Origin of the sequence: Rathayibacter sp. AY2B7 (genome assembly GCF_002931635.1) — a bacterium.
In the GTDB taxonomy this organism is placed as follows: Bacteria; Actinomycetota; Actinomycetes; order Actinomycetales; family Microbacteriaceae; genus Rathayibacter.
This window is the reverse complement of record NZ_PSUC01000115.1, coordinates 1-10,358: the sequence shown is the minus strand read 5'-3', so window position 1 is coordinate 10,358 and position 10,358 is coordinate 1. Positions and strand designations below refer to the sequence as shown.

Below are 10,358 nucleotides of genomic sequence, written 5' to 3'. Positions count from 1 at the left end.
CGACGAGGGCGCGGATGTCCTGCTCGGAGAAGGGCTCGTGGCCGGCGGTCACCGGCCCGGGTGCGGCCGACGGCAGCACCTCACCGGGGGGACTCTGGCGGGCCATGGACCTCACGCTCTCCGCGCTCGAACGAGCGCATCCGTCTATTCAACCCGATTCCGGAGGCGCTGCGAGCCGCGGGCCGGGATCCGTGGAGGACGCACGGCCGTCCCTACGATGGAGGGATGCCCCGTCTGGCCGTCGTCTCGGCGCACACCTCCCCGCTCGAGCAGCCGTCGACGGGCGACGCGGGCGGGATGAACGTCTACCTCGCGGCGGTGCTCCCGGAGCTGGCGGCGCTCGGCTGGGAGATCGAGGTGCTGACCCGCGGCGAGGGCGTTCGCACTCTCGCGCCGGGTGTGCGGGTGGTCGGCGTGCCGGTGCCTGCGGGCGACAAGTACGCGCTGGCGGCCGCGGCGCCGGAGTTCGCGCGCGCCGCGGAGGGGGCCGACGTCGTGCACTCCCACTACTGGGTGTCGGGCCTCGCGGGGGCGCTCACCGGCAGGCCGCACGTGCACTCGATGCACTCGGGCTCGCTCGCGAAGAACGCCCGGCTCGCCCCGGGCGACGTCGCGGAGCCGCAGCAGCGGATCGACGCGGAGCGCTCCGTGCTCGCCTCCGCCGACGCGATCGTGGTGGCGGGCGCCTCGGAGCGGGAGGACGTCGTCAGCGGGTACGGCGCGGATCCGGACCGGGTCGTCGTGGTGCCGCCCGGAGTCGACGCGCGGTTCCGCCCGGGCGGCGGCGAGCGCTCCGGAGTCGTCCTGGTCGGCCGGGTGCAGCCGCTCAAGGGCCAGCGGCTGGCGGTCGAGGCGCTCGCGAGAATCGCGCCGGCGGAGCGGCCGGTGCTGCGGCTGGTGGGCGGGGCGGCACCGGGCCGGGAGTCGTACCTCGACGCGGTGCGCGCCGCGGCGGCTCCGCTGGGAGACCGCGTGCTGATCGAGGGGGCCGCCGACCGCGACCGGGTGGCGGAGCGGCTCCGGAGCGCGCAGCTGGCGCTCGTGCCCTCGGCGGCCGAGACCTTCGGGCTGATCGCGCTCGAGGCGGCCGGCAGCGGCACTCCCGTGCTCGCGCGCAGGACGACCGGCCTGGTGGACGCGGTGCGCGACGGCGGGAGCGGCGTGCTGCTCGACTCCGACTCCCCCGCGGCGTGGGCCGAGGCGATCCTGACCCTGCTGGGCTCGCCCGGTGAGCTGGCGCGTCTCGGCCGCGGCGGCGTCGACTGGGCGGCCGCCCACTCCTGGCCGGCCGCCGCCGCCCGGCTGGACGCCGTCTACCGCGGCCTGTCGACCCGCTGAGGAAACCGCGGACCGTCGAGGGACCCGGCGCCTTCGGAATGCCACGACGGGTCGGCATTTCCCTCGATGCAGGGAGGGGGTCAGTCGGCGATGGCGGGGGCCCCGGGGTCGAGGCGGGCGCCGCGGGTGGAGCGGTACCAGGGCGCGAGGCGGTCGGGCGAGACGGCGACCATCGCGGCGCCCGTGAATCCGGCGTCGTTGCCGAAGCGGGCGGGGACGATCTCGGTGCCGATGTCGAGGAAGCGGGCGAACTCGTCGAAGACGTGCGCCGCCGCGCCGCCGATCACGAACAGCTGCGGCGAGAGCAGCATCTCGAGGTGCCGGTAGTAGACACTGAGGCGACCCGCCCACTCCTCGAGGGTGATGCCCTCGCGGCGGACGGCCGAGAAGCCGACCTGCGGCTCGAAGTCGGGACCGTCGATGTGCAGGTGCCCGAGCTCGGAGTTGGGGATCACCACGCCCTCGTGGACGAGCGCCGTCCCGATGCCGGTGCCGAGGGTGGTCAGCAGGAGGAGGCCCTCGCGTCCGCGCATCGCGCCGAACTCCCGCTCGGCGACCCCTGCCGCGTCCGCGTCGTTGACGACGACGACGTCGACCCCGGTCGCCTCCGAGAGGAGGGCCTGCGCGTCGAGCCCGACCCAGCGCTGCGAGACGTGGGTGGTCTGGCGGACGACGCCGCCGCGGACGATCCCGGGGAAGCCGACGCCGACGGGCGTGCCCGCGATCGGCGAGACGTCGCGGACGATGCCGGCGATCGCCTCGGCGAAGTCCTCGGGCTCCTTGCCCAGCGGGTTCGCGACCGCGAAGCGCCGAGCCGCCCGCTCACCGGTGGTGACGTCGACGAGGGACGCCTTGATCGACGTCCCCCCGATGTCGACGCCGACGGCGAAGCGCGGGAGGAGGCCGTCGTGGGGCTGGGTCACGGATGCTCCGTCTGCAGTGGTGGCGAGTGCGGGGACTCGGGAGAACGGTCGGCCCGTCGGATCCGGGATCGCGACGAGCCGAAGGCGATTCTACGAGCCGTCAGGTGCGCGCGGGCTCCGAGAGGGCGCGGAGGACGAAGTCGATCACCGGCTCGTAGAGGTGGACGGCCAGCCCGTCGTCGATCGGGACGACCACCTCGATCGAGCCCTGCGCCTCGGCGACGAACACCGCCGGGTCGTTGCAGTCGGCGATCGCGATGACCGGCAGCCCCCGCCGACCGGCGGCGCCCGCGAAGCCGTGGTCGGCGACGACCAGGTCGGGGCGGATGCCGAGCTCGTCGAGGCGGTCGAGCAGCGCGTCCATCGGCTCCGGCGAGTGCGTGTGCTGCAGCCCTCCCCCGCGGTAGACGCAGGTGACCCCGCCGGTGCACCACAGGGCCTGGTGCTCGTCCGCGAGAGGCACGCGGATGCCGTCGGGGGCGGCGAACGGGAGCGCGTTCACGTCGATCACGCGAGCGCCCCGCTCCGTCGCGGCAGCAGCGAAGCGGCGGTAGACGTCCATCAGGGTCGCGGGGTGCGCGGTGGCGAACAGGAGGAGCGCCCCCTCGCGGACGGCGGCGGCGAACCGGTCGCGGTAGCGGGCGAGACCCGCGACCGTCAGGCGGGCGTCGATCCGGTCCTGCCCGCTCTCGAAGGAGGGGTCGGTGCTGATCCCCACGCGCTCCCCCATCAGGGCGAGCAGGCTCTCGAGCGTCCAGTGCTCGGCCACGTCCACCCCGTAGAGGTGCGCGGGCTCGCGGGCGGCGAGCCGGCGGAGGTTCCCGAGGTTGCTCGCGCGGCCGGTGAGGACGTCCCCGGCGAGGAGGGAGGAGGCGAGGTACGCCTCGAGCTCGGAGTCGGGCAGCGGCATGCGGGACCTCTCGATCGACGGGGAGCTCCCAGGCTACGGGCAATTCAGGTGTTGACATCCGATCCGTCGCCGATATATCGTTACTGCATCGCCGACAGATCGGAAGCAGCCGCTCCCGACGGGCGACCGGATCCGATCGAAAGGGATCCCCTCACGACAGAGAGCAGCACACCCATGAAGTCCAGGACCTTCTTCTCCGACGACCGCCGCGACTCCTGCGACGGCGACCACTCCTCCCGCCACGAGCACCCCGGCCGCGGACAGCGCCGCGGACCCGGCGGTCACGGCCGCGGCTTCGGGCCCGGCTTCGGCTTCGGCCCGGGCTTCGGCGGCCCCTTCGGCCGCGGCGGAGGACGCGCCCGACGCGGTGACGTCCGCGCGGCCCTCCTCTCCCTCCTCTCCGAGAAGTCCTCGAACGGCTACGGCCTGATCAAGGCCATCGCCGAGAAGACGAACGGATCGTGGCGTCCCAGCCCCGGCTCCGTCTACCCCACCCTCCAGCAGCTCGTCGACGAGGGCCTCATCACGGCCGTCGGCGAGGGCCGCGGCACCGAGTACCAGCTCACGGACGCGGGCGGCACCTACGTGCGCGAGCACGCCGACGAGCTCGACGCGGCCTGGGAGGCCACCCCCGGCGCGAGCGACGCCGATCGCGCCTTCATGGAGAACGTCGGCAAGCTGATGGGCGTCGTGCAGCAGTTCCGCGGAGCGACCGAGGCGCAGCGCGCCGCCGCCTCCGCCAAGCTCGACGAGACCCGTCGCGCGCTGTACCTCATCCTCGCCGACTGACCTCGGCTCCCCTCCCGCGATCCGTCGCGGGAGCCCCCGGACGGACGGGACCCCCTCGCCTCGGCGACGGGGTCCCGTCCGTTCTCCGTCTCCGGAGCCGGCGCCTCAGCGGGCGGCGGACAGGCGCGCCAGGCCCTCGTCGAGGGTGACCGACGGGCTCCACTGCAGATCGGCGCGAGTGCGGCGCTGGTCGAACCAGTGCGCGGTCGAGAGCTGCTCGGCGAGGAAGCGGGTCATCGGCGGCTCATCGGCGCCGGGCCGCACGGCCCATACGCGCTCGACGAGCGAGCCCGCGGCGCGGGCGACGGAGGCGGGGACGGACCAGCGCGGCGGCTCGACGCCCGAGGCGCGGCAGATCCCGGCGAGCAGCTCGGCGACCGGGCGCGGCTCGCCGTTGGTGACGACGTAGGAGCGGCCGTGCACCTCCTCCGCCCGCCCGAGAGCGGCGACGATCGCCGAGGCGGCGTTGTCGATGTAAGTGGAGTCGATCAGCGCCTGGCCGTGCCCGAGGAGCGGCAGCCGGCCGGCGCGCGCCCGCTCGACGATGCGGGCGACGAGCTGGGTGTCGCCCGGACCCCAGACCAGGTGCGGGCGCACGGCGACCACCGCGAAGCCCGGGGCGTCGGCCGCCAGCGCCAGCAGCTCGGCGCGGGCCTTGGTGCGCGCGTAGTCGCCGCGGGCGCGGTCCGGATCGGCGGGCTCGGCGTCGTCGCCGGTGATCGAGGAGCCGGAGTGGGCGACGGAGGGCGACGAGATCTGGACGAAGCGGCTCACGCCCGCGCGGGCGGCGGCGGCGAGCAGACGCCGGGTGCCGTCGACGTTCACGCGGTCGAAGTCGCCCGGATCGCCGGCGAGCGAGACCTTCGCGGCGAGGTGCACGACGCCCTCGGCCGCGTCGACGGCCTCCTCGACCGCGCGCGGATCCGTCAGCGAGCCCCGCGCCTCCTCGACGCCCGCGACCCCGGAGGGTCGGCGCTGGAAGGTGCGGACCTCGTGCCCCTGGGCGACGAGGCCCGCGGCCACCGCACCGCCGAGCAGGCCGCTCGCGCCGGTGATCAGGACCCTCACGGCGCCACCATCCGGCCGCCGGCGAGCACGCCCTCGGCCCAGCGCGAGAGCGCGGCCCGGTCGATCTTGGAGTTGTGGCGGATGTCGGTGGGCAGCGCCGGGACGACGAGCACCGCGGCGACGGGCCGGCCGACGGCCGCGCGCACCTCGGCGGCGAGGGCCTCCTCGGCCAGCACCACGCGGCGCGCGCCCGAGCGCAGCTCGACCACGGCGACCAGCTGCGCGACTCCGCGCGGGCCGGCTCCGACGATCGCGGCGCGGGCGACCGAGGTGACGCGCGCCTCGATCCGCTGCTCCGGTCCGACCGGCGTGACGACGCCGTCCGGCGTGACGACGACGTGCGGCATCCTGCCCTCGACCCAGAGGCGGCCGGCGGAGTCGATCCGCCCGACGTCCCCGGTGCGGTGCCAGCGCTCACCCGGGACGGCGCCGACGCGGGCGGCGCGGTCGGTGAGCCAGAGGCGCTCGTAGTGGTCCTCGACGTGACCGGCCGAGACGACGATCTCGCCGGTCGTGCCGGTGATCTCCTCCGGCTCGTCCGCGGCGCGGCCGTCGGCGTCGAGCGGGGCGATCCGCAGCCGGACGCCCGCGGCGGGCACGCCGACGCAGACGCCTCCGCGCGGATCGTCGTCGGACGCGGCCTCGCGGATGCCCTCCAACGACGCGTCGGTGAGCAGCAGCCCCTCGGTCATGCCGTAGGGAGTGCGGGCGGAGGCGTTCGGCATGAGCGCCTGCGCCTCGCCGAGCAGTCCCGCCGAGACGGGGGCGCCGGCCGAGAGGAAGGTGCGCACGCCGGCGAGGGCGCGGTGGTCGTCGGCGTCGAGCGCGCGGGCGGTGGCCACGACGTTGGCCAGTGCGGCCGGCGAGAGGAACAGCACGGTCGCGTCGACCCGGGCGGCGGCCGCGGCGACGGCGGCCGCCGTGAGCGTCCGGGGCGCGGTGACGTCCATGTCCGGAGTCGCGGAGCGCGTGCCCAGCGCGGGGCCCAGCAGGGCGAACGGCGCGAAGCCCGCGACGAGGCCGGTGCCCGGTCCGATCCCGTACTGGCGGGCGAGCGCGTCGCGGACGCCGGCGAGCTGGCGGTGCGTGTAGACGACGCCCTTGGCGGGGCCGGTCGAGCCGGAGGTGAACAGGATCGCGGCCACGGCGTCGGCGGCGGGCGCCTCGCCCAGCGCCTCCGGGTCGGCGGACAGCTCGGCGCGGCCGAGCTCGATCAGCTGCCCGAGCGAGGTGTCGACCCCGAGAGCCGAGGCGGAGGCGCGGGGCAGGGTCTGCGTCGAGACCCGGCCGCCGGGCCAGCGGAGGGCCCGCGCGACGGCGAGGCCGGGCAGGGCGCCGACCACCAGATCAGGCCAGGCACCGCGGACCGCGCGGGTGAGACCGCGCAGGCCCAGGCCCGCGTCGGCGACGACCACGACGGCTCCGATGCGCAGGCACGCGTAGAGCAGCGCCGTCAGGTCGGCGCCGGGCGGCACGAGGAGCGAGACGCGGTCGCCCGAGGAGACGCCGGAGGCGCGGAGCCCGGCGGCGAGCTCGCGGACCCGCTGCGAGAGCAGGCGCCACGAGACCGAGCGGGGCCCGCCGCCTCCGGGAGGCGCCATCTCGACCAGGGCGAGCGAGTCGTCCTGCGCGTTGCGGTCGAGGTGCGCCCAGAGCGGCTCGACCGGCGCGGTCGGGCGGCGGACGTCGGGGGCGGGGTCGCCGCCGAACGGCTCCTCGCCGTCGGAGAGGTCGCCCAGCCAGGTGAGGACGGCGGACGCGTAGTCGACGTCCTCGGCCACCAGGTGGCCCGCTCCCTCGTAGCGGTGGACCTGCGCGTGCGGGAGCCGGTCGACGAGGTCGTCGAGGTAGCGGTCGGAGAAGATCGGGTCCAGCGGGCCCCAGAGCATCAGGGCCGGCGTCGTCAGGGCGCTGACGCCCTCGGCGATGCGCTGCAGCTCCGGGTCGCTCGGGTGAGCGGAGTCGACCGGGATGTCGGCGACGAAGCCGCCCACTCCGCCGCGGCGCGACGCGGACCGGTAGGGCGCGCGGTACCCCTCCTTCACCGCGGAGGGCAGCGCGGGGTGCCCCAGCGCGAGGGTCGTCTCGAGGAAGGCCGGCGTGCCGACCGTCGAGGCGCCGAGCACGCCCGAGGCGAGCGCGAGCCGGAGCGGGGACGGGATCGGCTCGTCGGCGCTCTGGTGGATCGCGGTGTTCAGGAGCATCGTGGCGCGCAGCTGCTCCGGATGGTCGACCGCCCAGCCCAGCGAGACGACTCCGCCCCAGTCGTGGCCGAGGGTGACCACGTCGTCGAGGCCGAGCACGTCGGTGAGGTCGGAGAGCTCGCGCACGCGGTCCGCGAGCGTGTGCAGGGTGCCGGTCCGCTCGGAGAAGCCCATCTCGAGCTGGTCGACAGCGACCACCCGCCAGGCGGGGCCTCCGCGGCGGGCGGACTCGAGCGTGGCGGCCGCGAGGCGGCGCCAGAGGTAGGACCAGGTGGGGTTGCCGTGCACGCAGAGGACGGTGCCGACGGGCTCCGTGCCGAGGGCCTCGCCCGTGTCGAGCAGGTGCCAGCGGCGCGGCACGCCCTGGGCGTCCGGAGCGTCGACGAGGCGCGACCACGCGGGATCGAGCCCGTCGAGCCCGGCCGGGGGCAGCTGCGCGGCGGCCGTGGAGCCGAGCGCTCCGCGGATCCGCTCGGCCGGGTGGGGCGCGGTCACCAGGCGATCTCGAGCATCGCGGTGTTGATGCCCGAGCCCACTCCGATGAGCAGCACCCGGTTGCCGGGCTGTAGGGTCTCGGCCTCCTGGGCCAGGGTGATCGGGATCGACGCCGGGCCGACGTTGCCGAGGGTGGGGTAGGTCGTGGGGACGCGGCTGCGGTCGATGCCGACGGCCTTCACCAGGGCGTCGGTGTGCACGTCCGACACCTGATGCGTGATGTAGCGGTCCATCCCGCTCCAGTTCCAGTCGCGGGTGGCCTCCTTCCACGCCGAGAGGACGAGCTCCATGCCGCCCTTGAGCAGCGCCTTCGCGTCCGTGAACATGCCGTCGACGCTGCCGACGCAGAGCTCGTTGAACTGCGTGGCCGCGCGGGTGATGCCGCCGAGGATGCGGTGGCCCTTGGGGTGCTCGTCGGCCGGGCCGAGGACGGCCGCGGCGGCGCCGGAGCCGAGGGTCAGGCTCGCGAACTCGCTCATGAAGTCCTTGCGCTTGACGCCCTCGCGGCTCAGGCGCTCGATGGTGTTGACCTGGATCTCGTCGGCGTCCTCGCCGTCGATGATGAGCGCGTAGCGGATCTGGCCGGAGTCGATCAGCTGCGCGGCGAGGGTCATGCCGTTGACGAAGCCGAGGCACGCGTTCGCGATGTCGAAGTTGATGGCCGACGAGGGCAGGCCGAGCCCGTGGTGCAGGCGCACGGCGACCGAGGGCTCGAGGTGCTTGCGGGTCACCGACGTGTTGATGATCAGGCCGATCTGGTCGGCGCGGACGCCGGCCTCGGCGAGAGCGCGCTTGCCCGCGTCGATCGCCGCTCCGTCGAAGCCCTGCTCGGTGCCCCAGTTGCGGCGCTCGTGCACTCCGGCGACGCGCTGGAGGAGCCCGGTGGGGAGCCGCAGTCGCTTGAGCGCCGGGGCGAGCCGCGCCTCGATCTCGGCCGAGGTGGTCACGCGCGGAGCCAGCGTGGTCGCGACGGACAGCAATGCGACGTTGCGGTGCGTGGTCGTTGCGTTTCCGTCCAACGGAACTCCCTGTCGAGTTGTCGATCCTGGCATGTGCCTCCGCGATTTTACGCTGTCGTTCAGGCTGCGCTTCCTGGACGCCCGCTGGGTGGTCGCGGAACGCGTCCTCGGGGGCCCGGCGGAGGCTCCTCCCCCGGAACGACGGGCGAGGAGCCTCCGAGGCCACACGCGACGCGCGGTGTCAACCCACCCGCCGGGGTGTCAGGTCCCCATCGCCCACGGCTCGCGATCGCCGCGGAGGCGGGCGGCGAGCGCCATCGCCTGCTCGTCGGTCAGGGTCGCGACGTAGTCCACCACACCGCGCCCCCGGCCGAGCCGCTGCAGGGCCGCCGGGTCGGAGGTCGGCCGGCCGCGCTCGTCCGCCGGGAGCCAGTCGGGGTGGTCGGCGCGCAGGCGGAAGTAGCCGTCGGTCGCGAGCTCGATCAGGTCGAGCAGCTTCTGCGGGGCCCGCGAGCCGTCGCGCGGGTCCTCGAGCCAGGCGTCGAGGTGGGTCACCAGCGTCTCGAGCACCTGCGACTGGCCGCGCTGGTAGGTGGCGAAGTCCGGCCGGTCGATCACGAAGCGCGTGTGCACGAACTTCAGCACGGCCACGTCGTGCCAGGCGTCGGGGAGGAGGGAGAGGTGGCCCGAGCGGACGTTCGGCTCGGCGAGCACCACCACGGAGCGCTGCAGGCGGCCGATCCAGGAGGAGACGAAGGCCTCGATCGCGCGCTCGGTGCGCGTCGATCCGTCGAAGGGGAGCGCGAGGAGCCCCTCGACCAGCTCGGTCGACACCCGCTCCACGGAGGCGCGGAAGTGCTCGTCGCTCGCGATCCACGGGTCGCGGGCCACGAGCCTCCGGCGGAGCATCTCGAGCGAGTGCCCGGGTGCCCGCGCCCACAGCTCCTCGGCGTCGAGGGCGGCAAGCGCGTTCTGCTCGCGGAGGAAGGCGCGGAACTCCACGGCGACGGCCGCCTGCTGCAGCACTCCCGCGCGGTAGAAGTCGTCGAGGTCGTGCAGCGAGTAGGCGATGTCGTCGGCGACGTCCATCACCGAGCACTCGAGGGTCTGCTGCCAGGGGGCGATCGCGGTGAAGCCGGAGCGGGCGTCGAGCAGGTCGTCGAGGTCGAGCGTGTACGCCGAGAACTTCGGCGGAGCGGTCTCCCACCGGCTGGCGGTCGAGCCGCGGGGCAGCTCGGTCGGGTCGGCGGAGTCGATGCCGGGGCGGTGGACCGTCCGCCCCCACGGGTACTTGAGCACGGCGGCTCGGGAGGCGGCGGTGAGGTTCAGCCCCACCTCCACCGTCTCGCAGACGTCGAGCTCGGAGAGGATCCGGAACGACTGCGCGTTGCCCTCGAAGCCCTCCGCGAGCCCCAGCCGCTCGCGCGCGAGGCGGTCGAGCGCCTGCTCGCCGAGGTGGCCGAACGGAGGGTGGCCGAGGTCGTGCGCGCTGGCCGCGGCCTGCACGACCACCGGGTCGCAGCCGCCGAGCCGCTCGACCAGCTCGCGCTGGGCGGGATCGGTGGTGGTCAGCTGCATCGCGATCGCGCGGGCGACCGCGGTGACCCAGGTCATCTCGCCCTCCGGCGTCGGCCAGGTCGTGCACAACCGGCTCACGCACTCGATCAAGGTC

The 10,358-nt window shown here is 75.0% G+C and carries 8 protein-coding genes; 2 read left to right on the top strand and 6 right to left on the bottom strand.

What is annotated here, in order from left to right:
- The first annotated feature begins 225 nt into the window (after nucleotides 1-225).
- Nucleotides 226-1,338, top strand: coding sequence for a glycosyltransferase (locus tag C5C27_RS14975; protein ID WP_104314804.1), 1,113 nt, complete (start codon nucleotides 226-228; stop codon nucleotides 1,336-1,338).
- Between the two features lie 80 nt (nucleotides 1,339-1,418).
- Here the strand turns inward: C5C27_RS14975 and C5C27_RS14970 are convergent, their stop codons facing one another.
- Together C5C27_RS14970 and C5C27_RS14965 are read right to left on the bottom strand one after the other, a co-directional pair.
- Entirely contained in the window at nucleotides 1,419-2,261 is an 843-nt protein-coding gene (locus tag C5C27_RS14970) for an ROK family protein (RefSeq protein ID WP_244229583.1), read from the bottom strand.
- 100 nt (nucleotides 2,262-2,361) lie between these two features.
- Nucleotides 2,362-3,171 carry a phosphatase gene (locus tag C5C27_RS14965; RefSeq protein ID WP_104237791.1) on the bottom strand — a complete coding sequence of 270 codons (810 nt, stop codon included), beginning with the start codon at nucleotides 3,169-3,171 and terminating at the stop codon, nucleotides 2,362-2,364.
- Nucleotides 3,172-3,345: 174 nt separating this feature from the next.
- Between C5C27_RS14965 and C5C27_RS14960 the strand changes: the two genes are divergently transcribed.
- The gene (locus tag C5C27_RS14960; RefSeq protein ID WP_104314803.1) at nucleotides 3,346-3,960 is read left to right on the top strand and encodes a PadR family transcriptional regulator; all 615 of its coding nucleotides are present in this window, start codon (nucleotides 3,346-3,348) and stop codon (nucleotides 3,958-3,960) included.
- A 105-nt stretch (nucleotides 3,961-4,065) separates the two neighbouring features.
- On the opposite strand, the gene C5C27_RS14955 is transcribed toward C5C27_RS14960, so the two are convergent.
- The 4 genes from C5C27_RS14955 to C5C27_RS14940 all read right to left on the bottom strand — a co-directional run.
- On the bottom strand, nucleotides 4,066-5,028 hold the full coding sequence (locus tag C5C27_RS14955; protein WP_104291701.1) for an NAD(P)-dependent oxidoreductase: 963 nt from the start codon (nucleotides 5,026-5,028) through the stop codon (nucleotides 4,066-4,068).
- Nucleotides 5,025-7,727: an alpha/beta fold hydrolase gene (locus C5C27_RS14950; RefSeq protein ID WP_258066795.1), complete on the bottom strand. Its 2,703-nt coding sequence runs from the start codon at nucleotides 7,725-7,727 to the stop codon at nucleotides 5,025-5,027. The genes C5C27_RS14955 and C5C27_RS14950 overlap by 4 nt, the downstream gene beginning before the upstream one ends.
- The gene (locus C5C27_RS14945) at nucleotides 7,724-8,779 is read right to left on the bottom strand and encodes a 3-oxoacyl-ACP synthase III (RefSeq protein ID WP_104225938.1); all 1,056 of its coding nucleotides are present in this window, start codon (nucleotides 8,777-8,779) and stop codon (nucleotides 7,724-7,726) included. The genes C5C27_RS14950 and C5C27_RS14945 overlap by 4 nt, the downstream gene beginning before the upstream one ends.
- 168 nt (nucleotides 8,780-8,947) lie before the next feature.
- A partial coding sequence (locus C5C27_RS14940; protein ID WP_219813186.1) for an HD domain-containing protein occupies nucleotides 8,948-10,358 on the bottom strand: 1,411 nt, incomplete at its 5' end.